This is a genomic window from Flintibacter sp. SJQ-8, from assembly GCF_054108085.1.
In genome coordinates this window covers 447,629-471,230 of sequence record NZ_JBPJWR010000004.1, presented here as the reverse complement: position 1 = coordinate 471,230, position 23,602 = coordinate 447,629, and the positions used below count along the sequence as shown (strand labels likewise).

The 23,602-nt window shown below is 50.9% G+C and carries 18 protein-coding genes, 1 tRNA gene, 1 pseudogene and 1 riboswitch; of the genes and pseudogenes, 9 read left to right on the top strand and 11 right to left on the bottom strand.

From position 1 onward, the window contains the following. Positions 1 to 11 precede the first annotated feature (11 nt). From ACSAMP_RS03265 to ACSAMP_RS03245, 5 genes are read left to right on the top strand one after another with little or no spacing between them, the layout of a single operon-like run. Positions 12 to 3,203, top strand: coding sequence for a glycosyltransferase (locus tag ACSAMP_RS03265; RefSeq protein ID WP_457799490.1), 3,192 nt, complete (start codon positions 12 to 14; stop codon positions 3,201 to 3,203). A gap of 22 nt (positions 3,204 to 3,225) precedes the next feature. After that, entirely contained in the window at positions 3,226 to 4,023 is a 798-nt protein-coding gene (locus tag ACSAMP_RS03260; protein ID WP_457799489.1) for a thiamine pyrophosphate-binding protein, read from the top strand. Then, positions 4,020 to 4,898, top strand: coding sequence for a transketolase family protein (locus ACSAMP_RS03255; RefSeq protein WP_457799488.1), 879 nt, complete (start codon positions 4,020 to 4,022; stop codon positions 4,896 to 4,898). Before ACSAMP_RS03260 ends, ACSAMP_RS03255 begins: the two co-directional genes overlap by 4 nt. A gap of 15 nt (positions 4,899 to 4,913) precedes the next feature. Further along, on the top strand, positions 4,914 to 5,654 hold the full coding sequence (locus tag ACSAMP_RS03250) for an SDR family NAD(P)-dependent oxidoreductase (protein ID WP_457799487.1): 741 nt from the start codon (positions 4,914 to 4,916) through the stop codon (positions 5,652 to 5,654). Positions 5,655 to 5,685: 31 nt separating this feature from the next. Then, complete coding sequence (locus ACSAMP_RS03245) at positions 5,686 to 6,777, top strand: glycosyltransferase family 2 protein (protein WP_457799486.1); 1,092 nt, start codon at positions 5,686 to 5,688, stop codon at positions 6,775 to 6,777. Positions 6,778 to 7,140: 363 nt separating this feature from the next. Here the strand turns inward: ACSAMP_RS03245 and ACSAMP_RS03240 are convergent, their stop codons facing one another. After that, positions 7,141 to 7,317 (bottom strand): transposase, encoded by a 177-nt coding sequence (locus tag ACSAMP_RS03240; RefSeq protein ID WP_457799601.1) that lies wholly within the window; start codon positions 7,315 to 7,317, stop codon positions 7,141 to 7,143. A gap of 98 nt (positions 7,318 to 7,415) precedes the next feature. On the opposite strand from ACSAMP_RS03240, the gene ACSAMP_RS03235 reads away from it, so the two are divergent. From ACSAMP_RS03235 to ACSAMP_RS03225, 3 genes and pseudogenes are all read left to right on the top strand, one after another. Continuing rightward, the gene (locus ACSAMP_RS03235; RefSeq protein WP_457799236.1) at positions 7,416 to 8,606 is read left to right on the top strand and encodes an IS256 family transposase; all 1,191 of its coding nucleotides are present in this window, start codon (positions 7,416 to 7,418) and stop codon (positions 8,604 to 8,606) included. Between the two features lie 170 nt (positions 8,607 to 8,776). Next, positions 8,777 to 9,967 carry an IS256 family transposase gene (locus tag ACSAMP_RS03230; protein WP_457799485.1) on the top strand — a complete coding sequence of 397 codons (1,191 nt, stop codon included), beginning with the start codon at positions 8,777 to 8,779 and terminating at the stop codon, positions 9,965 to 9,967. Positions 9,968 to 10,021: 54 nt separating this feature from the next. After that, positions 10,022 to 10,126: pseudogene (locus tag ACSAMP_RS03225) on the top strand (IS3 family transposase); the annotation flags it as partial. Positions 10,127 to 10,431: 305 nt separating this feature from the next. On the opposite strand, the gene ACSAMP_RS03220 reads toward ACSAMP_RS03225, so the two are convergent. The 10 genes from ACSAMP_RS03220 to ACSAMP_RS03175 all read right to left on the bottom strand — a co-directional run bounded on the left by ACSAMP_RS03220 (position 10,432) and on the right by ACSAMP_RS03175 (position 21,177). Beyond that, entirely contained in the window at positions 10,432 to 11,394 is a 963-nt protein-coding gene (locus tag ACSAMP_RS03220; protein WP_457799484.1) for a retron St85 family RNA-directed DNA polymerase, read from the bottom strand. Further along, positions 11,391 to 12,326: a retron St85 family effector protein gene (locus ACSAMP_RS03215; RefSeq protein ID WP_457799483.1), complete on the bottom strand. Its 936-nt coding sequence runs from the start codon at positions 12,324 to 12,326 to the stop codon at positions 11,391 to 11,393. Before ACSAMP_RS03215 ends, ACSAMP_RS03220 begins: the two co-directional genes overlap by 4 nt. 380 nt (positions 12,327 to 12,706) lie before the next feature. Then, positions 12,707 to 13,552 carry a nucleotidyl transferase AbiEii/AbiGii toxin family protein gene (locus tag ACSAMP_RS03210; RefSeq protein WP_457799482.1) on the bottom strand — a complete coding sequence of 282 codons (846 nt, stop codon included), beginning with the start codon at positions 13,550 to 13,552 and terminating at the stop codon, positions 12,707 to 12,709. Beyond that, complete coding sequence (locus ACSAMP_RS03205; RefSeq protein WP_457799481.1) at positions 13,549 to 14,142, bottom strand: type IV toxin-antitoxin system AbiEi family antitoxin domain-containing protein; 594 nt, start codon at positions 14,140 to 14,142, stop codon at positions 13,549 to 13,551. Before ACSAMP_RS03205 ends, ACSAMP_RS03210 begins: the two co-directional genes overlap by 4 nt. A 522-nt stretch (positions 14,143 to 14,664) precedes the next feature. Then, positions 14,665 to 16,017 (bottom strand): MATE family efflux transporter, encoded by a 1,353-nt coding sequence (locus ACSAMP_RS03200; protein ID WP_147563143.1) that lies wholly within the window; start codon positions 16,015 to 16,017, stop codon positions 14,665 to 14,667. Between the two features lie 267 nt (positions 16,018 to 16,284). Then, on the bottom strand, positions 16,285 to 16,998 hold the full coding sequence (locus ACSAMP_RS03195; RefSeq protein ID WP_457799480.1) for a YoaK family protein: 714 nt from the start codon (positions 16,996 to 16,998) through the stop codon (positions 16,285 to 16,287). A gap of 124 nt (positions 16,999 to 17,122) precedes the next feature. Continuing rightward, the gene (locus ACSAMP_RS03190; protein WP_186877683.1) at positions 17,123 to 17,824 is read right to left on the bottom strand and encodes a coenzyme F420-0:L-glutamate ligase; all 702 of its coding nucleotides are present in this window, start codon (positions 17,822 to 17,824) and stop codon (positions 17,123 to 17,125) included. A 136-nt stretch (positions 17,825 to 17,960) separates the two neighbouring features. Further along, complete coding sequence (gene mtaB / locus ACSAMP_RS03185) at positions 17,961 to 19,250, bottom strand: tRNA (N(6)-L-threonylcarbamoyladenosine(37)-C(2))-methylthiotransferase MtaB (RefSeq protein WP_457799479.1); 1,290 nt, start codon at positions 19,248 to 19,250, stop codon at positions 17,961 to 17,963. Next, positions 19,250 to 20,695 carry an AAA family ATPase gene (locus ACSAMP_RS03180; protein ID WP_457799478.1) on the bottom strand — a complete coding sequence of 482 codons (1,446 nt, stop codon included), beginning with the start codon at positions 20,693 to 20,695 and terminating at the stop codon, positions 19,250 to 19,252. Before ACSAMP_RS03180 ends, mtaB begins: the two co-directional genes overlap by 1 nt. A 395-nt stretch (positions 20,696 to 21,090) precedes the next feature. Next, positions 21,091 to 21,177, bottom strand: a tRNA-Leu gene (locus tag ACSAMP_RS03175). A 233-nt stretch (positions 21,178 to 21,410) separates the two neighbouring features. Beyond that, positions 21,411 to 21,582, top strand: a riboswitch (Lysine riboswitch). A 177-nt stretch (positions 21,583 to 21,759) separates the two neighbouring features. Between ACSAMP_RS03175 and ACSAMP_RS03170 the strand changes: the two genes are divergently transcribed. After that, positions 21,760 to 23,523 (top strand): Na+/H+ antiporter NhaC family protein, encoded by a 1,764-nt coding sequence (locus ACSAMP_RS03170; protein WP_457799477.1) that lies wholly within the window; start codon positions 21,760 to 21,762, stop codon positions 23,521 to 23,523. Positions 23,524 to 23,602: the final 79 nt, after the last annotated feature.

Sequence of the window (23,602 nt, the reverse complement as noted above, 5' to 3'; positions counted from 1 at the left end):
GGAGTAAATCAATGGGAAACATAAAGCTGTTAGATTGTACCCTGCGGGATGGAGGCTATATCAACGATTGGCGCTTTGGGGAAGATGAAATTCCCGAGATGATCGAAAAGCTGGAGCAGACCAAGGTCGACATTTTAGAGCTTGGCTTTTTGAAAAATGAGCCTTACCAGAAGGACAGGACGGTGTTCAACTCCATGGAGCAGGTAAAGGCGTTGATCCCGGAGAAGAAGCCTGGTATTGCGTATGCAGTTATGTGCGAGGTCGTGAATCCTCTCCCTCTGGACATGCTGGCACCGGCAAACGAAGATAGTGCGGACATCATTCGGGTGATCGTCTGGAAAACCAAGCATAATGCGGACGGCATCGAAGTGGATGCCCTGCAGGAAGGGTATGAATACTGCAAGGGAATCGTCGAAAAGGGGTATCGGCTCTGCGTTCAGCCGGCCCGTGTCAGCCAGTACTCTGACGATGAATTTGTGTCGATGGTAAAGCAGTTCTCCAAGCTGTCTCCGATGGCCATTTATGTGGTGGACAGTTGGGGCACGGAAAACGCAGAAGGTTTGCTGCATTACATGCATTTGGCTGATGAAAACATGCCGGCTGAGATTGCACTGGGCTACCACGGACACAATAACATGATGCAGGCGTTGGGCGTGTCCCAGGCGATGCTCAAAGAGAACTTTAGCCGTGACGTGATCATTGATGCCAGTGTGTACGGAATCGGCCGCGGCGCCGGAAATTTAAATTTGGAGATCATTGCGAAGTATTTGAATGAGCAGTATGGGAAGAAGTATGATCTTCTTTGCGCGGAAAAGGTGAACAGCAAATATATACAAGATATATTTAGAAAAGAAGAATGGGGATATTCCGAGCTATTTTTCTTAACTGCAAAATATAACTGTAATCCAAATTACGCTAGATACATAAAGAAACTAGGAATTGATGATTATGCAGAAGAAATCTTGGCGTATTTACCAATTGAAGATAAAGTTATTTTTTCCGCTGAACGAGTGGATAAGGCAATCTATGATATTAGAAAAAAAGAAATAGGATTGGCAATTGTTGTACCAACGTGCAATCGAATTGAAGTGGTAAAGCATTGGATCCATGTATTAGGGAAAGATGCGTATAGATTGGGATGCGATATAGTTTTTTATGATGGGAGCGACGAAAGACATAAGAGTGATTTTAAAACTTTTCTAAGAAAGGAAAGTCTCCCAAACATTAGAATAGTAGACAGCAGCGAGAAAGTGCAGGGTGTACTATGTAACAAAATTTACGCGGCATCAATAATGGCGTTGAAACTTGATGAATATAGATATATTTGGATGATTCGAGACCGAAGTATTCCTAACTTATCAACTATCTGGCATCATATTGAATCGATTGCAAAGAATAAAAATGATTTTGCTGTAGTATATCCGCATTTTATTGAAACCAAGTTCTATGGAAATTCTCTATATACTGACTGTAGAAAATTGCTCAAAGATTGGTGCGGAGAAATGACGTCATTGGGTTCAATCATTTTCTCTAGAGAAATATTGGAAGAATTAGTGAGCGATTATCCGGTGGATAGTACGAACTATGGACTTTGGTTGCCGATGGCGCTGTTTCATTGTATAGCATATAGGCCATTTCAAGCTTACTTTTTTAGTGATGGAACATTTAATTTTCTTCCGTATTCAGGCTCTTTTTGGATAAAAAACTCAACATTACTCTGGCTATTTGCAGAAAGATGGAATGAAATGATTGACGAATTACCTGAAGTCTATAATGACGTAAAAGAGTGTGTTCGTCAATTTGAGGGGTGGGGAATTCCACCTTTCAGTAAAGCACTAGTTATGGCTGCACGAGCTGCCCATGATGTTAGTCTAAAGAATATAGTTAAATACAGAAGTGAGCTTAAGAGGTGTGCTCCGCAAAGAATTCCTATGCTCATTTGTATGTCGATGATTCCTGCGAATGTCGTGGCGTACTATTTAGATAATAGAAATTCTTTGCTAATTAGAGCGGCGCGACCTGCGGTGCATTTATTGAAGCGGGTATCAAAAATTGTTAAGGCAGTATTTAATAGCATAAGAGCTCCTTTCGTGAGAAAAGAGGAAAAAGAGTTTACGATAGACATTTCTAGAATTCCAAGTTGTATTGATCAAAATCAGCAATATAAAAGTTATTTATTATACGGCGAAGAATGTGTAAATCAAAAACCGTTGATTTCGATAATTGTTACTACGTATCAACGCGAAGAATATTTGGAAGATGCATTAAATTCCGTTGTGATGCAAGAAGAAGTGCCATTTGAGTGGGAGTGTATAGTTGTCGATAACGAACCCTATGATGGGAAAAAGAATGTTTCGCAGAAAGTAGTAGAACATACAAACTGTTCTAAAATTCGTTATTATCGTAATCAGAGAAACCTTAGTGCAGATGGAAATATGAATCGAGGCGCTACACTGGCACGAGGAAAGTGGATTTCTTTTTTGCATGATGACGATTTACTATATCCTGATTTTTTAAAACGAATAGGTGTACTGATAAGGGGCCTTTCAGATAGACGTGTAGGCTTAATTTTTGGACACCAAAACATAGTTTACTATAATAACTTTGCTGAGGATGAGGTTGGAAAACTGCAATTCTATTGGAATAGTTACTACAACACAACGAGAACAGATCGCTATCAAGTGTTTCGTGTATTTGATAACTATATTGTAACAGGAGAAAATTCTTTTAATGTACCGACATGTGGATGTACATACTTGCGTGAAGCATATTTAGAATTCGACGGTCATAATGAACAACGATTTGGATTGGTAGATGATGCGTACTTAGCTTGTATGGTGACAAAAAAGTACGGTGCATATATGAGTTTAACACCGTTTGGTGATTACCGTTGGGGAAGTGGGACAACCGCAAAAAAATTAGATAAAATTATTGAAGGACACTATAAACTGCGAGACTATATGTATAATCAGCACTGGTGGAGTAAAATTCTTAAGAAATCTCTTCAGATGGAACATACAAAGTTTTCAGAAGAAGCATTTTCTAATTTTGACCCAGTCAGAGCAAAGGATACGTGCAATGAACTGATTGTATATGTACCAAATCCGTTAAGGAGAATATTTATTCGCCTTCTGAGGAAAATTTCGCACACTGCTCAAAGACGAAGCAAAATGGACTTAAAAGATTTTGACGATGCAACATGAGTAAAAATAGGAAAGGAACTATATGACAGATATTTCGAAAATTTTACGAAAAGACGCCCTCTACCTATCCCATAAATGTCAGGATGGAAACTTACAAAGCGTTTTTTCTTGTCTGGATGTCGTCTGGACACTATACGACAAAATCATGAATTGGAGTCCAGAAACCGCAACAGCAGATGACCGTGATTTCTTCATCATCAGTAAGGGACAGGCCACACTGGCGCTGTATCCCGTGCTCATCCAGAAAGGGATGTTTGACCGGGAAGCGATCGCGTCTGGGATCGGTCAATTTCACAGCCGCTACTGCATTCAGACCGACCTGACGAAATTCCCGGAGGGCGGTATTGAAAATAATGCCGGTTCTCTGGGGCACGGTCTTCCTTTTGCAGTTGGGATCGCACATGCCAACAAAATTAAGAATTTACCGTCCCGGGTCTACGTTCTGTGCGGGGACGGAGAGTTCTGCGAGGGAACCATGTGGGAGTCCTGTATCTTTGCCTCCGCCAAGAAGCTGGACAACCTCTGTGTCATCATCGACGATAATGACTCCGTGGGAGCAATGGTGGACATGGGCAGTTTTCAGGACAAGCTGTCTGCTTTCGGCTTTGATGTTGTGGAGATCAATGGACATGATATGACGGAAGCGGAGCAGACCTTCCGTGAAATAGGTTTGCTGAAAAATGGTCGCCCCAAGGCTGTTGTTGCCCATACTGTGCGCGGCTACGGAAGCAAGACGCTGACAGATCATGACGTTTGGTTCCACAAGGCTCCCAACGCAGAGGAACTGGAACTGCTTTGTAGGGAGGTGGATGCATTTTGAGACGTGCCTTTTTGAGCCGGGTCGCAGATATGATCCGCAATGAGCCGGATACAACGTTTTTTACTGTGGATATTGGTATGTGGGCCATTCGCGATGTGCTGCGGGATTTCCCAGAACGCTGCACCAATGTCGGTATTTATGAGGATGCAATGTTCAGCATTGCCGCCGGTATGTCCAGACGAGGTCTTGTACCTACGATTTTTGGCATCCAGCCGTATCTGATCGAGCGCACCTTGGAACAAATCAAAATGGATCTGGCCTATCAGAAATTAGGTGTCAATGTGGTCGGAACGGGTGCTGCTGTGGACTATCCTAAGTATGGATATTCTCACTATTGTGCCGAGGATGCCCAGCTGATCAAAATGATTCCGGGGTGTGAGTTTGTTGCCCCGGGCACAGCGAAGCAGTTTATCCAGCTGTTTGACCAGTCATATCGGAACGGACACCCGACCTTTTTCCGGGTCAGTGACCATCCCAATAAGAACTATGACCCAGACGTTGTTTTTGGAAAAGCAAATGTGATCCAGCGCGGTTCCAAGGCAACAGTCATTGCAGTTTCCGTGATGTTGGACGAGGTCATGGAGGTCTGCAAAGACAAGGATGTCACGGTTTTGTATTACACGACGTTGGAACCCTTTGATCATAAAAACCTGGCGGACAATTGCCCTGCCAATAAGATACTAATCGTTGAACCGGAGTATGAAGGGACTCTGCTGTATGACGTTCAGCGAGCACTCCCAGGCCGCGCACTACAAATAGAGCAGGTCGCCTTCCCTAGAGAGATTTTCCGAAACTACGGAAGCTACGACGAGAAGATGGAGCACTATGGATTAACGGCGGAGATGATTGCCAAAAAGCTGAACAGCTTGTTATAAAAGGGAGAATCAACAATGGGAGATTTTAACGGAAGAGTTGTGGTTGTAACAGGCGCTACTTCTGGCATTGGAGCGGCGACAGCCAAAAAATTTGCAAAATTGGGTGCAAATGTGGTATTGATAGGCCGAAATCAGCAGCGCGGAGTTCAGCTTGAAAATGAACTGAAACAGTATAGTGTAAACGCCTCATTTATTGCTTGTGATGTTTCTGATTTCAAACAAGTCGAAACGATGGCGGCACAGGTCGGTAAATCATTTGGACGAGTAGATGTCCTATTTAACAATGCTGGCGTTATGCTGCCGTCTATGGAAATCGAACGAATGCCGGTAGAAACCTGGCAGGAGACTTTTAATATCAATATAAACGGAATTTTCTATGTAACGCGGAGTATCAAACCATATCTGTTAGAGTCCCACGGAACGATTATCAACAACGCATCAATTGCAGGACTCCAACACTATGCGGCGGGACGTTCCTATGCGTATAGTGCATCGAAGGCAGCGGTGATTCAGTTTTCCCACCAGATGGCAAAGAATTATGGTGAAGAACATATCCGTGTCAACTGTATTTGTCCCGGTATTATTGACACACCAATTTTGGGTGACAGAGACCGAAAGATTTATGCGGAGCGTATTCCGCTGGGCTATGTTGCACCACCAGAGGAGGTTGCGGAGGTTGTGGCTTTCCTTGCATCTGATGCGGCGAGATATTTGACTGGTGTGGTGTTACCTGTAGATGGCGGGGCATCTCTGTAAGCATGAGTTGATTCGTGGGAGATAGAGGACCTTGACGAAGAGAACTGATATTGCGTCTATGCGCCCAGACGCCTTTTTTCACATTGATGAAAAGGTGGACAATTTTGCAAAAATTGCGGATGTTTCCAGTGAATTGATTTACGGCATAAATCAAGAAAAGAATAGTCCTTGGATGACCGTTGTAATTCCTACCTATAATCGAAAAGAACTTTTTTACCAAACGCTGCAAAGTGTGTTGTCTCAGGAGAATGTTCCATATCCTTGGGAGATTATTGTGGTAGATAATACCCCCTTAGATGAAAGTGGTAATACACCGGCACTGTCTGTCATAAAAGAATTGGCTGCAAAGAATGTCAAACTGTACCACAACAGAAAAAATCTCGGTTCTGGATATAACTGGAATCGCGGTGTAGAACTGGCCCGAGGCGAATGGGTGTGCTTTCTGCATGATGACGATGTGCTTTGTCGCGATGCATTGCAGCAGATTGGAAGATTGCTGAATACAAAACGAAATTCGAAGCGAAAACTGGGTTATCTCAGTGCGCGCAAAGTAGAGTTTCAGAACAAGTTTGGGTTACGACTCTCTACGGAGTTTCCGCGACAGTCTCAGGAAGTATTGACCCGCTTCGGCGTACTGATTTGCGGCCATACTGGTGCAGGTGCGCCGACCTGCGGTACAACGATTCTAAAGGAAGCGTACATAAAAGCGGGTGGGATCAATTACGATTTTGGGCCGTCTGCGGATGCGGTACTGTGCTATCAAATCATGAGAAACTATGATGTGGTTACAGCAGACTGTATAATCGGCGGGTATCGTTGGGACGAAAATGCAACGCTAAATAAGCAGACATTGCTGGACTTTATCCGTGCAGATGACCTTTTGATGGCATATGCATATCAGAAAAATGCGAAAACAAAGCAATGGGGACGCTGGTTTGGAGCTGCAATTTCATGGAGAAATATCTGGCGTAAAAATAATACTGCGATTCAATGCGGAGTTTCGATTACAACGGAAGAATTCGCAGCAGCAAGCAGATTTCCAAAGCCGGGATTCTTGAAGCGGAATCTGTATCTTGCTATTTACGCAGGGTATCGGCTGTGGCGCAGAATGATAGGTTATTAAAAAAGAAAGTACGCCTTCGTTTAGCTGTATAGTTTTCTCGGACATAGTTTGCTTGCTCCTTTCGAATGTTTGTGTGGTAACTTCATTCTACCAGAGCCTGCAAGCTATGTCTTCTTTTATGCTTTTTTCAATTTGCGCAACTTATTGTACATTATCGGGGCAACAATGTTGTAGACGGTTTGCAAATCTTGTCTCAAATAGAATGGGGAAAGCAATCCAATCGCTTTCCCCATTAACAGCGTTTCAAAGTTACTTGCTTAGTTCTTCTAAGTGAGCTCCTATATAATGGTTCTACGTCAATAGTTGGGGTAGAGAAAAAGGAAATCGTCTCAAGCGGTGCCGGGAGTACTCTCGGCACTGCTTTTATGTGTGGCAAAACAGGATACGTCTTCTGAAATTATGGAAATTACGCATGCCGAAGCATACACGTTTCAGGACTTTCGTTTTGTTGTTGCAGCCTTCGATGAAGCCGTTTGACCAGGGTACATCCATAGAGTTCAAAATCTCGCGGAACCAGTTGCGATATGGATAATGTACAATAACTTGCGCAAATTGGAAAAAGCATAAAAGAAGACATAGCTTGCAGGCTCTGGTAGAATGAAGTTACCACACAAACATTCGAAAGGAGACAGCAAACTATGTCCGAGAAAATTGTACAGCTAAACGAGGAAGTAATCAAGGGCCAAATCAAGGAATTGGTTCGCGGCAGCGTGGAGGAAACCCTGAACGAGCTGCTGGAAAAGGAGGCGGAGTCCCTGACGCAGGCGGCCCGCTATGAGCGCAGCGAGGCCCGTCAGGGCTACCGCAGCGGCCACTATGACCGTAATCTTACCACCACTTCTGGCGATGTCACGCTCCACGTACCCCGGCTCAAGGGCGTATCCTTTGAGACTGCCATCATCGAGCGGTATCGCCGCCGGGAGAGCAGCGTGGAGGAGGCCCTCATCGAGATGTACCTGGCAGGCGTCTCCGTGCGCCGTGTGGAGGACATCACGGAGGCACTGTGGGGCAGCAAGGTCTCGCCCGCCACCATCAGCGAACTGAACAAGAAAGCCTACGTTCACATCGAGGACTGGCGCAACCGCCCCTTGCGGGGCGGCCACTATCCATACGTCTACGTGGACGGCATCTACCTGCGCCGCAACTGGGGCGGAGAGTACGAAAATGTTGCTGTTTTGGTGGCGATCGCCGTGAATGAGGACGGTTTTCGTGAGGTTTTAGGCGCTGCCGAGGGCATGAAAGAGGACAAGGCCAGTTGGGTCAGTTTCTTCCAGTGGCTTCGTGGACGCGGACTGGACGGCGTGAAGCTCATCGTCGGGGACAAGTGTCTGGGTATGTTAGAGGCCGTGGGCGAGGTGTTCCCGGACGCCAAATATCAACGCTGCACGGTGCATTTCTACCGCAATGTTTTCTCTGTTGTGCCCAAATCCAAGGTCAAAATTGTAGCGAAAATGCTCAAGGCGATCCACGCCCAGGAGAGCAAAAAGGCCTCCCGCGAGAAGGCAAAAGCCGTGGTCGCCGAGCTGCGCGCCATGAAGCTGAAGGAGGCCGCCAAGAAAGTCGAGGACGGCATTGAGGAAACGCTGACCTATTGTGACTTTCCCAGCGAGCATTGGACGCGCATCCGTACCAACAACGTGATCGAGCGGCTGAACCGTGAGATCCGCCGCCGAACCCGCGTGGTGGGGACGTTCCCTGACGGCAACTCCGCCCTGATGCTGGTCTGTGCCCGCCTTCGCCATGTGGCAGGTACCCAGTGGGGCTGCAAGAAATACATGAATATGAAGCACCTGGAGGCGGCTCTGGATGACGCCTCTATTGCCGGCTGACTTCACTCAGCCGGAGCCTGCAAACAATTTTGCGCATAAATCTTGACGGGACCGCGATAGATAATGTACAATAAGTTGCGCAAATTGAAAAAAGCATAAAAGAAGACATAGCTTGCAGGCTCTGGTAGAATGAAGTTACCACACAAACATTCGAAAGGAGCAAGCAAACTATGTCCGAAAAAATTGTACAGCTGAATGAGGAAATTATCAAGGGCCAAATCAAGGAATTGGTTCGCGGCAGCGTGGAAGAAACCCTGAACGAACTGCTGGAAAAGGAGGCGGAGTCGCTGACGCAGGCGGCCCGCTACGAGCGCAGCGAGGCCCGTCAGGGCTACCGCAGCGGCCACTACGACCGGAATCTCACCACCACCTCCGGCGACGTCACGCTCCACATGCCGCGGCTTAAGGGCGTATCTTTCGAAACCGCCATCATCGAGCGGTATCGCCGCCGGGAGAGCAGCGTGGAGGAGGCCCTCATCGAGATGTACCTGGCAGGCGTTTCCGTGCGCCGGGTGGAGGACATCACGGAGGCACTGTGGGGCAGCAAGGTCTCGCCCGCCACCATCAGCGAGCCGAACAAGAAAGCCTACGTCCACATCGAGGACTGGCGCAACCGCCCCTTGCAGGGCAGGCGCTATCCGTATGTCTACGTGGACGGCATCTACCTGCGCCGCAACTGGGGCGGAGAGTATGAAAATGTTTCTATTTTGGTAGCGATCGCCGTGAATGAGGACGGTTTTCGTGAGGTTTTGGGAGCCGCCGAGGGCATGAAAGAGGACAAGGCCAGCTGGGTCAGTTTCTTCCAATGGCTCCGTGGACGCGGACTGGACGGCGTGAAGCTCATCGTCGGCGACAAGTGCATGGGGATGCTGGAGGCCGTGGGCGAGGTGTTTCCAGACACCAAATATCAGCGCTGCACGGTGCATTTCTACCGCAATGTTTTCTCTGTTGTGCCCAAATCCAAGGTCAAAATTGTGGCGAAAGTGCTCAAGGCGATCCACGCCCAGGAGAGTAAGAAGGCGTCCCGCGAGAAGGCGAAGGCTGTGGTCGCCGAGCTGCGCGCCATGAAGCTGAAGGAGGCCGCCAAAAAGGTCGAGGACGGCATTGAGGAGACGCTGACCTACTGCGATTTTCCCAGCGAGCATTGGACCCGCATCCGTACCAACAACGTGATCGAGCGGCTGAACCGGGAGATCCGCCGACGGACGCGGGTGGTGGGGACATTCCCCGATGGCAACTCTGCCCTGATGCTGGTCTGTGCCCGGCTCCGCCATGTGGCGGGCACCCAGTGGGGCTGCAAAAAATACATGAACATGAAGCACTTGGAGGCGGTCATGGACGACGCCTCTATTGCCGGCTGACTTCACTCGGCCGGAGCCTGCAAACAATTTTGCGCATAAATCTTGACGGCACCGGAACTCGTTGCATATCTGGATTACTACAACAACCGCAGGATCAAGGCAAAGCTAAAGGGCTTGCCGCCTGCAATTCACAGACAGCAAGCCCTTTCGGCTGCTTGAACAATTTTTACTTCAAAATATTGTCTAACTTTTCGGGGTCACTTCAATCACCGATTTCGGTCATATAAATGGATTTTTTCTGTCATTTGGAAGCTGATTGCATGGACAAACGTGGAATCTTGATGGAGATACGCAGTTGATTTTGTATCCTGAGTGTCACTATTATAGCGCAAGCGCTTTGGTATTGACAGCTCGCGATGGGGAAAAGCCATTTGAAGTGCGATTCCTCCACTGATTTTTAATGAATTTCCTCGTAAATTAGAAAAGGACCCGAGAACGTTGGGGCCAAAAGAAAAATACTATTTTTATTCGATGCCTGAATGGTCCTCTTTCAAGAGTGTCTTTTGCGGACCACGACGGATGGCGTTAATTATATCACCATCACAATAGGCAGAATACTTAATAATATATCGGTTGTAGACCTGGGGCTCAATATCTTTGAGATATGCCAAATACCCAAGTATTTTATCGGGTTCTCCATCACCGTTGACCAAACGATTATATATCATGTGCTTGATTTTTCTACGGGTCTCTGTGCCTACTGAAACCCGACCTGTATCTGTAATAACGAGTCCAGTTATTTTACGACGACTCTTTGAGGACCTGAACCAGGTTTTGGATTCGTTCATTCTAAAACCATGACTGAACAAGCAGTCCTTTACGAGATTCTTTGTATCTCCTGGGATGTATGTGTTACTTGAGATGTAAATATCATCTGCGTAACGAGAATATTTGTAACCGTTCTGTTCACAATAAGAGGAAATGCATTCATCAAAATCATATGCTACTATATTGGATATTATTGGAGAACTAACAGTTCCAATAGATAATCGATTATTTAGAAAACATATCTTGGAAATAGTAGCACAGCTATCATCGAACCATACGCCTCTTCTATTTAATTCATCGCTATTCTTTACCAATATGTCTGTAAGCATCTTGGAATATATACTAGGAAAGTAACTTTCAATGTCTGTGTGAAAGATGAAATGTGCGTTTTGATGAAAAGCCGCGTGCTTTTTGATGGAGTCACCGCTTTTGTATGCAAAAGAGGCAGCTGAAACGGGAAGATACCTTAATATATTTTCTCTAACCCAATATTGTAGTGACTTTAGCTCCGGACTCGCTTGGTAAATTAGCCGAGTACCCCCGTTCCGCTTTGGAATTTCAAATTTCTTGTAATAAAAGTTGCTTCCACGTATAATTGATGATACATAGGATTGATCTAATGACAAATCATGAGCAATGCGGTCGATGATTGAACTCATATATATCCACCATACTTGTACTTTCTACAAATAATTTTATTGCGCTCTCGTTCGATTCCTCTTCCTGAGTATTTAAACATCAGGTGCTGAGCCTTTTCATAGTCTGGAAATTTTATAATTGAAGAATCAATCTCTATTATTTTTGCTGTCTGCAGTAGCTTTAATATGTAACTGAACTCTATTTCACGTTTAAACCTATTCCCATCGCGCTTCACGAGTGTAAATCCATCGAATTGCTTTATTTCCTTGTATAGCTGAAGTAAATCTTGGTCTGAAATTGGCTGAACTAATCTAATAATTTCTAAAATTTCAACTAGAAAAGAACTTATATACACATGATCCTGATCTGAATTAACGACTCTTTTGTTCAACCCTGATCGTTTGGACTTGAATGTTTGTGCCATGTCCAGAATTTCCGTTCTAAGTTCAGAACTGGAAAGTACAGCTCTGTTCTCAATTTCCGCATAGACAATTTTTGAGCCATCTTTTTTCGCTTTCAGGGCAGGGCCAGTAGTAATAAAAGACTTGCTGCCACGATATTTTTTGTCCATTATAATGATGAGTTTGTCACTGAACAATGTATCGGCGTAGGCAAAGGCTCCTAATTCACAAAAGGACCCTGGGCTTTCTACAAATAAAATAATGGAATCGCTTACTTCAGCCAAAAATTCCTCAAAAATTAGTAAGTCTATACTATTATCAAACCTATCTTCCCACATTTGCTCAGACAGAACAATATGTGTATCAGGAAGAAGTTTCTTGATGAAGCTGTCGATGATACCGCGGTTGGATAGTTTATACTCTTCTGTGCTATTGAAACCTTTTCCGCATAAGAAGATAAATTTAGGGTAGGTGATATATTGGTGATCATTATTATTGAGATGCTTGCGAATGCTGGCAATACACATATCAGAATATATGTTTCTATCCAAATATATCACCTACTCATTGAGCCTGTGAGATGCCTACATCCAAAGCAGTTGGTGTGGTGCGCTTGTAATGAGGATTACAAGCGTGCCACAGCAACTGCTTGCAATCCTGACAATCTAACTGGCCCTGTTTGACACAAGGCACAATACGACAAAATAGTCATATATTTACTAGGCATCCTCGAAACATTATAGCAAATTGTGACAGGTTTTTCAAGATGTGCTTGTGGGATTTCATTTGGATGTAATATGTGATTCCCTCAAAATTCCAATAAAACGCGAGAGCATCCTAGGATAATTCTCATAAACACTTAGCAGTATGGTTCATACTCATTTCTCAAAATCAGTTGCATGATTTTCTTACACGAAGTCATTGCAGGGAATCATGCCATGATTTCGTTCATCATCTTCTGAATGCTATTGCAGGTATCATCAAAGGAAATATCCTTTGCATACTCATACTCGCGGCTGTATTTCTCCCACCGTTTGCGGAGCGTATCGCTTTCGCGGATCTCTTTCATAATCTCCGGGTGGTCCGTCAGGATCATGCCGCTGCCGCGTTTCTGAGTCGTCCGTTCCAGCGCCCGACGCAGCGTTGCTTTGTTACACTCCGCGCCGCGCAGTGCATACAGAATATGTACATCGTAATAATCTCTTGGACGGGTATTTGCAATGTTGCGGGACAGAACCGTTTCCAGCTTTTCCGCCAGCACCGTTTCAAGATTGTAGGCAAGAATACTGATCGTGCGGTCATCGAACAAGAGCGAGAATGTGTATTCCACCTCACGGGGCGTTATCATGTCGCCCGTGGTGACATCCACCGTCAGCGGTACGCTGATTGGCGGATAATTCGCTTTCAGTGCGACCCGGATGCCGGGGTAATCATCCGTTTCCCGAATGTCAGAAATGCCGACAACCTCAAATTGCACGTCGTCGGCAATCTGGACAGCGCAAATCTCCGTGAAGATTTTGAGGATTGCTTCATGCGTCAGGGTGAAGCCCTTGATTGTCGTGTCCAGATCCATTGTCGTCCGCGTATCCAGTCCCACAATGGCGGAAATCAGGAATCCGCCTTTGAGAATGAAATTGTTCTTATAGGGCGAGAGCGAAATTCGTTCCAGCAACCGTTCTAGCATATAGTTCTGCATGACGAGCTGTGCCGAAATATGCTTCTCTGCCGCTTTGTTTTTGATAAAGGCTTTCAGTTGCATTGGATTTTTTGTAATCATAGCAAAACCTCCATGTAGCGCAGTACCTTGGGCTTCACACGAAGCTGCTCCGCGTACTGCATCAGTTTGTGAATGTTCTTATCTTTGGATGCCGCATAGCGTTTCATGGCTTCACCAACGATTTGAATATCGCTGCCGCTGCCGCGCAGAATGTCACACAGCGTCCGTTCCAAATCGTAAACACGAATCGGATTGCCGGAGGGGGATTTAATTTCAATTCTGCCGAACTCGTAGTTTTCCGGCACAACGCGCTTAATGATTAGGTTCTCCTGCTTCAAGGACGGGGCATTGTAGCCCTTTGGAAAGGTCATCGTATATTTTGCCGGGGTACGGTCGGAATAGCCCAGCAGATACAGGGCGGTATCGTGGGAGTAAATCCCGCGCCCATACTTGCGCTGCAAGAGGTAAAAATCGTCCTCCCATGCGCTGCTCTGCACATACAAGCCGCGCCCGAAACGGTATATTTCACCGCGCATGACAAGCTCCTGTAAAACGCTTCGATGCAGTCCGGCTTTGGTCACCTGTGCTGCGGTGATTGTGCCGTCCTCCGATGATTCCAGTAGTTCCTCGATTTTCTTTTTGTCGCTCATGATTTTCACCCTTGCTTTTACAAATACACATTATATTATACACAAATAATGTGTGATTATCAATCGAAACGACGATGAAGACACATTAAATTTTTTTGGAATAATGTGTGTTCATCAGAGTAACTACAAAGCACAGTCCCGCTGCCACCCAATGTTAACCAATCCCCAATACGCTATCACCATCAACCCTGAACAATATCCCCTCAATCCCATAACATTCCCAACACCAAAACCCGAACAAATAGACTTCTGATAATATTGTCCATTCGTTCAAAATCAAACATCATGAACAATACAGAAAATCCTTGAAATTCCAGGAAAAACTCCGCATATTGTTATTGTTCATGATTTTTTAGTTTATGTAAACTCAAAAAACAGACGTAAAAACCGCTACAATCCTTGTAACTACAAGGATTGTAGCGGTTTTATTCTTCTTAAATTGTAAAAAATGGGATTATACTATCGAGATTTATAGATCGCAAGCAAAATTGCGTTACTGCGAACAGTAACTGTTATCTGTTACTACACTACCTCATGGGCCAGCCATCGGCGGCTCTTAAACCGTATCGTAAATACAATTCCACGAACGGTCCAATCTGTAAACATACCGATCCACACGGCAATCGGGCCAAATCCATGGACGCGGCAAAGGTAAATACAGAGTGTTACCCGGAACAGCCACATGCTGATGCAGGAGAGGATCATGGAAAAGCGCACATCTCCTGCTGCCCGCATGCCGTAGGCCGGAACAAAAGCAAGTGTCCATACAATGGGTTTTACGACTGTGATCCATCCTATCATGTAAAAGCACATCTTTGCACTCTCCGGTTCCATGCCGCCTAACATCGTAACCGGTCTTGTCAGAATGTACACCAGGGCACAGCAGCCGATAATCACAGCTTCCGCTATTACCGATAACTTTTTGATGTAATAGATGGCCTCATCCTGGCGTCCGGCGCCCAGGCACTGGCCCACCACCGTCATCATGCCGATGCCGATGCCGATGGCCGCAATACCGTTTAAATTCTCCAGAATGTTGGTCATGGCCTGAGCCGCAATGGCGATGGTTCCAAGGGTTGATACCGTTGACTGAATGGCCAATTTTCCAAACTGGAACATTGCATTTTCGATTCCATTGGGAATTCCAAGAGACAGAATTCTTCTGATCCGCTGTCCATCTGGACGGATTCTCCCATATCCATAGACAGCGATCTCCTGCTTTGGATTCCTTAAAAAAGCCAGGACAACCACCGCTGAGATCACCCTGGAACCGAGCGTGGCAATAGCCGCTCCAGCCACTCCCAGATGAAATCCCCAGATCAACACCGCATTTCCGGCAATATTAAGTCCGTTAGAGACAACCGCGATGGTCATCGGAAGACGTGTATTCCCCTGCGCCCGATAAATCGATGAGCCGGCATCATAAAGAGCTATAAAAGGAAATGAAAGCGCCGTGTAAAAGAAATAAATCCGTGCCGCCTCCATAACATCCGCTTCCACGCTGCCGAAAATCAACCGGAGCAACGGTCCCCTCGTCAGCAGGCATACCGCCATCACCGCCGTCGAGATACTTGCTACTACGAATACCAGCTGCCTGGCCGATTCTTCTGCATTTTTCTTATCCCTCTGCCCGATATACTGGGAGCAGACGATGGTGCCGCCTGCTGCCAACGCATAAAATGCCTGTATCACCAAGATATTGATGGAGTCCACCAGCGATACAGCCGAGATTGCTGCCGATCCCACATTGCTGACCATAATGCTATCCGCTGTTCCCATCAGCGAATTCAAGAGTTGTTCCACCACAAGAGGAACCAGAAGCATCCATAAATCATGGTTGCTGAAGAGATGTTTTTCCGAATTATTTTTTTCCATACGCCGTCCTGTGTCTTTCTATGATGCCAGATCAATTTTCTGATACCGTCACGGTTCACGCATACATGCCCAACAAAATGATTTTTCCGGTGCTTCGCAAACAGTCACATGGTATCACAGTTTGGCTATTGTTTTATCCCGATATGGTCATACTGTCAATATAGAGCCATCCTTTATTCCTCTTCATTCGCCAACGATAGTATCCGGGCGTTTGACCGTTGAATCATAGAAACACGCCCCGCAGGCTGGCAGACGACCATCTTTTGATTATTTCCGCTGTTCCAGCGCTTCGATCTCCTCTTCAATCTCCTCCACGTCCTCTTTCAGGAACATGAGCAGGAAGCCAACGACCAGCAGGGCGCAGGAGAGCCAGATAGTGCCCATACCGAACTGGGTGATGCCCCAGCCGCCCAGGCCAGCGCCCAGGGCGAAAAACAGGATGATGGCGAAATAGTGTCCTGCCTTGCGCAGGGGCTCGCGGTTGCGGGTGCGGAAAAAGGCGCACAGGGAGTCCATACCGCTGCGCAGGTTGCCGATGCACATGGTGCTGGCAAAGGCATAGCCGTTGACCTTTCGAAAGGCCTGCACCTGCATGGCGCAGGAGAAGGAGACGATGGCGTTGGCCAGCATATTCAGGGACGCGGGCATCAGGCCCACGGCGAACAGGGTGACGATCTCCTCCAGCAGCACCAGCTGCCGCCAGTGGATGCGCCGGGCCTGCTGAAAGCGATAGCGCATCCCCTCGGAGGCGGCGATGCCCAGGGCGAAGAAGACCAGCGGCACCAGATAGTGGGGCACTTTCGCCCAGTTCCCGGTGAACAGATTCTGGCTGAGCAGGACGATGTTACCCGTCTGGGCGTTGGCGAACACCTCGCCCCGGGCGATATAGGTGTAGGCGTCCTGCAATCCGCCGGACAGGGACAAAAACGCCGCCGTCAGCAGGGCCTCGGACATCTGCCCGCGATGCTTGTGATGACGCATAAAAACGACCTCCCGGATTTTTCTCGCTATACCATAGCACAAAACTATCCCCGGTGCAAGCGGGCCGGGGACAAAAACAGGCCGCCGCAGAATATCACTGCGGCGGCCCGGCGTGCGCTTGAATTTACGCCTTGCGGATGATGCCCATGGGGGTACACTCGCTGGACTGGCCCAGGGGGTTGTCCCCCAGGATCTTGGCCAGCTGGTCCAGGGTGGGCTGCTGCTGGGAGAAGCCCAGGATGTTGGCCCCCAGGTCGTTGATGTCCACAATGGCCACGGGGTGGCCCAGGGCACGGGCCAGACGCTTGGCGGTGCCCATGGGGTCGTCGGGGGTGAGGACCACATAGTGGTCATAGGGGGGGATGGTCCCCTCGGTGGGGCCGTCGATGCCCCGGGCCTTGGGGCCGGCCACGGTGTAGAACCAGCCCTTCTTGCCCAGGATCTTGCCCACCACGCTGCAGAAGGCGGCGAACAGGATGCGGGGGGTGCCGCACTCCTGCAGGGCCATCTCCATGGTCTCGGGAATGCCCAGGCCGATTCCGGCGGGGGTCTTGGTCACATAGCGGCTGAGTGTGACGGCCAGCTTGCGGGGCTTGATGTCCTCCATGGGGATGGCCCGGTTCTGGGTGCAGGCCACCGATTTCTCCGAGCAGAACAGGATGTCCCCGTCCTGCATCTTGTCCTTGGCGTATTTCACCACCACGTCGGCATAGTCGTCTTTGTTGGTGATCAGGTGGGTCTTCACGGGAATGCGCTGATAGTCCACGCCGTCGACGGTGCGGATCAGCTCCTTGCCCGGGTTTGCGCTGTGCAGTTCCTCGCTCATGGCAGGTGCTCCTCTCAAAAAACGGGGCCAGTCGCCCCTGTATTGGTCATTTCACGGCCCCCATTATAACACCGGGGACGGGGCCGCGCCACATCTTTTCCACAAAATTCTTGGGTTTGTGGAGAAAAAACAAAAGTTATGCCAGCTCGCCCCGGAGCGCGCCCTTTTCCACCGAGGAAATGTGCACATCCCGCAGGCAGTTGTGGAGGTTTTCCTCGCTCTCCACGCAGACGGGGACATAGCGGGTGGTGTAGCCGTGCCACGCCCCGTCCCGCTGCTCCTCGAACAGGACGGAGACTGTCTCTCCCAGCCACCGGCTGAGGTAGCGCTGTTCCATCGCTCCCGCTACGGCGGCGGCACGGTGGGCACGCTCCTCCTTCACGTGATTCAGGATCTGGTCGGGGCGCTGGGCCGCCGGGGTGCCCGGGCGCTTGGAATAGGGGAAGATGTGCATGGAGGAGAAGGCGCATTTCTGGATAAAGTCCAGGGTCTGGACAAACTCCTCCTCCGTCTCCCCGGGGAAGCCCACGATCAGGTCGGTGGTGACGGCGGGGCGGTCAAAATATTGGTTCAGGAGCCGGACGCTCTCGTAATAGCGGGCGGTGTCATACTTCCGGTTCATGCGCTTGAGCACCGCGTCGCAGCCGCTCTGCATGGACAGGTGGAAGTGGGGGCACAGGTTGTTAAGCTGGGCGGCCCGGCGGCAGAACTCGTCGGTGATGGTCCGGGGCTCCAGCGACCCCAATCGGATGCGGCAGGCCGGGGCGGCCTGACACACGGCCTCGATGAGGTCGATGAGGGAGGAGCCATCCTTCAGTTCCCGGCCCCAGGAGGAGATCTCGATGCCGGTGAGCACCAGCTCCCGATAGCCCTCTGCCGCCAGCTGGGCGGCCTGGGCCTTGGCCTCTTCCAGAGGAAGGGAGCGGATGGGCCCACGGGCATAGGGGATGATGCAATAGGTGCAGAAGTTCACGCAGCCGTCCTCCACCTTCAGCATGGCACGGGTGCGGCCCTCCAGCCCGCCGGCGGGCAGGACCTCGAAATGGCGGCGGCTCATGGCGTTGTCCAGGGCGGTGACGGGCTGGCGCTCCCGCCAGGTCTGCTCCAGCAGGTCGGCAAAGCCCGCCCGGTCTCCGGTGCCCGCCACCAGGTCGATGGACAGGTCGGCCATGTCCTCCGGGTGGGTCTGGGCGTAGCAGCCGCACACGGCCAGGATAGCGTCCGGGGCGGCCTTGCGGGCCCGGCGGATCATCTGGCGGGACTTTTTGTCGCTGACCGCCGTGACGGAGCAGGTGTTGATGACATAGGCGTCAGCCTCCCCCTCGAAGGGCACCAGCTGGTGCCCCCGGGCGGTCATCATCTGCTCCATGGCCTGGGTCTCATACTGGTTCACTTTGCAGCCCAGGGTGTAAAAAGCAACTTTCATCAGGGTTCCTCCGGTTCGTCGATGTCCTGGGGCAGCAGCTCCATCAGCTGCTCCCGGGTGGGGGCGTCCAGCAGGGCCACCCGGTCAGACTGGCGGGTGACCGCCTTTTCAAACAGGTTGCGCACGTCCCGGGCGTTGCCGAAGTTCTCGTCCCTGTTTTCATACAGCTCGTCCAGCAGCTTGCGGGCCGCGTCCTCCCCCTCAGTGGACAGGGTATAGCCGCCCCGGTTACACATGGACTGGAAGATCTCCAGCAGCTGGGGGGCGGTGTAGTCCTCAAAATAGAAGTATTTGTTGAACCGGGACTCCAGACCCGGGTTGGAGTGGATAAATTTCTCCATCAGGTTGGTATAGCCCGCTACGATGACGATGAGGTCGTCCCGGTGGTCCTCCATGTTTTTCAGCAGGACCTCGATGGCCTCCCGGCCAAAGTCGGTGGCGCTGTCCTGGTTCACCAGGGCATAGGCCTCGTCGATGAACAGCACGCCGCCCAGGGCCTTCTGCACCGCCTCCTGGGTCTTCAGGGCCGTCTGGCCCACATAGCCCGCCACCAGGCCGGAGCGGTCCACCTCCACCAGCTGGCCCTTGCTGAGCACGCCCACCGCCCGATAGATCTGGGCCAGCAGCCGGGCCACGGTGGTCTTGCCCGTGCCCGGGTTGCCCAGAAAGACCAGGTGCAGGGACATAGGGGGCACAGGCAGGTCGGCCTGCTGCCGCAGCTTGCGCACCTTTACCAGGTTGATAAGGCTCTTCACATCTTTCTTTACCTGGTCCAGGCCGCACAGGCCGTCCAGTTGAGCCAGTAGCTCGTCCAGGGTGGGCAGGGGCTTCTCCTCGGGCTGGTCCTGAGTTTGAGGCTGGGCTTGGTCCTGAGTCTGCTTTTGGGGCGCGGCCGGGGCCTGAGAGGCGGACTTGCCGGGGGTGCGGCGGGAGACATAGTCCCCGGCGTTCACCCCGGGGCTGTCGGACCGAATGCCGTCTAAGCGGCACTGCTCCAATAAAATGTCGTTGCAGGCGTTCACGTAGCCCGCCTCCGCCTCGCTCACCCCGCCGTCGGCAGAGGCGAACAGCAGCAGGAGGAGGGTGAGCTGGTCGGCAAAGCGCCGGGACAGGTCGCTGGCGTGCTGCCGGTCATAGGACCGCAGGTCGGCAAAGAAGGCGGGGGGGCAGAAGTCCCAGGCCTGGGCCACGCCGGTGGCCACCTCCCAATAGAGGGCGGCGGGAGCGGGATTGCCCTGGGACCACACGGCGTTATAGATATCCACCTGGCGCTGCTCCACGCTCTCGCCGCCCACCTTCCACAGGCCCAGGAGATACTGGCGGAAATAGCCGTCCACCTGGTGGCTGAAGGTCATGCGCAGGGCAGGGGCGGGGATCAGGGCCCGATAGGCGGCCACCGTCTGCGTATATTGCTGATGAAGCTCCTCCGGCGTAAGCGCCTGCATGGTGCCCCAACTCCTCTCTGAAAAATGCCGCGCCTGTCATTGCGAGGAGGTCCGCAGGACCGACGCGGCAATCCGTAACTCGCGTCCCTTGGCCCCCTTGTTAAAGGGGGCTGTCAGCGAAGCTGACTGAGGGATTCCGGTTTTAGGAGAGCCTTCCTGTGGTCGGAATCCTTCCGTCACGGGCTGCGCCCGTGCCACCTCCCTTTAACAAGGGAGGCTGCTGGACGAGGAGAACGGATCGCCGCGTCGGGCTTTGCCTTCCTCGCAATGACAAGTTTTAATCGAAATATTATTGTACCATTATAAAGGGAAAGCCAACCAGGGTCAAGGACGAGCCTGGCAACCGGACACAAAAGCAAAAAGAAAAACATCTGCAAAGCAGATGTTTTTCTTTTTGGTGCGCGAGGCGGGAGTCGAACCCGCACGCCCTTGCGAGCACTGGCACCTGAAGCCAGCGAGTCTACCAATTCCACCACTCGCGCATCCATATTTGGTTGACGCTGAAAGTCAGTTGACTTAGCGCAGAACATATACTACCATAATCCCGGCCCGGCTGTCAACTGTTTTTTCGATTTTTTTCAAAGTTTTTTCTCCGGCTTTCCTCAGGACGGCCCGGCTGGGAAATTTGCCCGGAAAAACCGGCTGTTTTTCTGGTTTTCGCCGGAACGGCCTTGACAAGGGTGCAAGGGCATGATAGGATACTTGCAAATCAAATAAATCGGATAGAGGCGCGGTACTCATGCGTATCAAAAAGCGTTCGGCCAGGCAGCCGGCTTTTTGAGAGAGGGTGTACCGCCGAAGGGAGCCGGACCTGCCTGGGCCGTCTTCCTGGGCCGCGGGAGAACATCTTGCGGACTGTCACAAACACGTGGAGCGCTATCCTGCCGTTTTTCAGGCCCCTTGTTACAAGCAGAAAGGGGGAGCAAAGGCGGCGGTATTCAGACGATGGGCGCTTTTGGCGTCCATATTTTTTTGTGCTTTACGACGGTTCGCGCTTGTCCGGCTTGTTTGACCGTGTGTGTTCCGGGGGCGCGGCCCCGAAAAAAGTTTGGGAGGAAATTGAAATGAACGCAAGAAGAGCCTGGCCCATGCGCATCATCCTGGTCGTGATGATGGTGCTGGCCATGACCACCGCCGCCTGGGCGGCCGCCGACCCCACCGAGGAGCCGGGCACCACCATGATCGAGTGTCCCGACTGCGGCACCGTGGGCATCTGCATGAGCTGCTACGGTCTGGACGAAAACTGCGAGGTGTGCGGCGGCACATTTGTCTGCGCCACCTGCGGGGGAGAGGGCTATATCCAGTCCCCCAGCCACTTTTACAACACCCCCTTCGCCCTGCTGCCCCCGGTGATCGCCATCGCCCTGGCCCTGCTGACCAAGGAGGTCTATTCCTCCCTGTTCATCGGCATTCTGATGGGCGGCCTGCTCTATTCCAACTTCCAGTTCGAGGGGACGCTGCTCCACGTCTTTGAGGACGGCATCGTGGCCTCCCTGTCCGACAGCTATAACGTGGGCATCCTGATCTTCCTGGTCATTCTGGGTGCCATGGTCTGCATGATGAACAAGGCCGGCGGCTCCGCCGCCTTTGGCCGCTGGGCCCAGAAGAACATCAAGACCCGGGTGGGGGCGCAGCTGGCCTCTATCCTGCTGGGCTGCCTCATCTTCATCGACGACTATTTCAACTGTCTCACCGTGGGCAGCGTCATGCGGCCCATCACCGACAAGCACAACATCTCCCGGGTGAAGCTGGCCTATATCATCGACGCCACCGCCGCCCCCGTGTGCATCATCGCCCCAATCTCCTCTTGGGCCGCCGCCGTGTCCGGCTTTGCCGAGGACGGCCAGGGCCTGAACCTGTTCATCCGCGCCATCCCCTATAACTTCTATGCCCTGCTCACCCTGGTGATGATGATCGGCCTTGTGGTAATGAAGGTGGACTTTGGCTCCATGGCCCGGTATGAGCGCAACGCCATTGAAAAGGGCGACCTGTTCTCCGGCTCCAACCCCTATGCCATGATGGACGACGAGGTGGACGAGAGCAAGGGCTCTGTCATGGACCTGGTGTTCCCCATTGTGGTGCTGGTCATCTGCTGCGTCATCGGCATGATCTACTCCGGCGGCTTCTTCTCCGGGGCCGACTTCGTCACCGCCTTCTCCGACTCCGACGCCTCCGTGGGCCTGATGCTGGGCTCCGCCTTCGGCCTGGTGTTCGCCATCATCTATTATCTCATCCGCCGCTCCATGTCCTTTAAGGAGATGATGGGCTGCATCCCCGACGGCTTTAAGGCCATGGTCCCCGCCATCATGATTCTCACCTTTGCCTGGTCCCTGAAGGGCATGACCGACTCCCTGGGCGCCAAGTATTTCGTCCGGGACTTTGTGCGCACCTCCGCCACCGGGGTGCAGCTGCTGCTGCCCGTGATCGTGTTCGCCGTGGGCTGCCTGCTGGCCTTTGCCACCGGCACCAGCTGGGGCACCTTCGGCATCCTGATCCCCATTGTCCAGAACGTGTTCTCCATGGACAACCCCCTGGCCATCGTGTGCATCTCCGCCTGCATGGCCGGCGCCGTGTGCGGCGACCACTGCTCCCCCATCTCCGACACCACCATCATGGCCTCCGCCGGGGCCCAGTGCGACCACGTCAACCACGTGTCCACCCAGCTTCCCTATGCGGTGTCCTGCGCCGTGATCTCCGGCCTGTGCTATGTCCTGGCCGGCGTGCTGGTGGAGGCCGGTCTGCCCGGCCTGCTGGCCCTGCCCGTGGGCATCGTGGCCATGATCGCCTTCCTGTACGTGATGAAGCGGAAGCAGGAGAACGTGGCTTGAGACTGAGACCCTGAACGAACGCCGCCCTGAGCGCGTAAAGCGCCGGGGCGGCGTTTTTTGACACACTCTTAAAGGAAAG

Coding starts and splice junctions, on each gene's coding strand:
- ACSAMP_RS03265 (WP_457799490.1), top strand. CDS start 12: ATGGGAAACATAAAGCTGTTAGATTGTACCCTGCGGGATGGAGGCTAT.
- ACSAMP_RS03260 (WP_457799489.1), top strand. CDS start 3,226: ATGACAGATATTTCGAAAATTTTACGAAAAGACGCCCTCTACCTATCC.
- ACSAMP_RS03250 (WP_457799487.1), top strand. CDS start 4,914: ATGGGAGATTTTAACGGAAGAGTTGTGGTTGTAACAGGCGCTACTTCT.
- ACSAMP_RS03235 (WP_457799236.1), top strand. CDS start 7,416: ATGTCCGAGAAAATTGTACAGCTAAACGAGGAAGTAATCAAGGGCCAA.
- ACSAMP_RS03230 (WP_457799485.1), top strand. CDS start 8,777: ATGTCCGAAAAAATTGTACAGCTGAATGAGGAAATTATCAAGGGCCAA.
- ACSAMP_RS03220 (WP_457799484.1), bottom strand. CDS start 11,394: ATGAGTTCAATCATCGACCGCATTGCTCATGATTTGTCATTAGATCAA.
- ACSAMP_RS03210 (WP_457799482.1), bottom strand. CDS start 13,552: ATGATTACAAAAAATCCAATGCAACTGAAAGCCTTTATCAAAAACAAA.
- ACSAMP_RS03205 (WP_457799481.1), bottom strand. CDS start 14,142: ATGAGCGACAAAAAGAAAATCGAGGAACTACTGGAATCATCGGAGGAC.
- ACSAMP_RS03200 (WP_147563143.1), bottom strand. CDS start 16,017: ATGGAAAAAAATAATTCGGAAAAACATCTCTTCAGCAACCATGATTTA.
- ACSAMP_RS03195 (WP_457799480.1), bottom strand. CDS start 16,998: ATGCGTCATCACAAGCATCGCGGGCAGATGTCCGAGGCCCTGCTGACG.
- ACSAMP_RS03190 (WP_186877683.1), bottom strand. CDS start 17,824: ATGAGCGAGGAACTGCACAGCGCAAACCCGGGCAAGGAGCTGATCCGC.
- mtaB (WP_457799479.1), bottom strand. CDS start 19,250: ATGAAAGTTGCTTTTTACACCCTGGGCTGCAAAGTGAACCAGTATGAG.
- ACSAMP_RS03180 (WP_457799478.1), bottom strand. CDS start 20,695: ATGCAGGCGCTTACGCCGGAGGAGCTTCATCAGCAATATACGCAGACG.
- ACSAMP_RS03170 (WP_457799477.1), top strand. CDS start 21,760: ATGAACGCAAGAAGAGCCTGGCCCATGCGCATCATCCTGGTCGTGATG.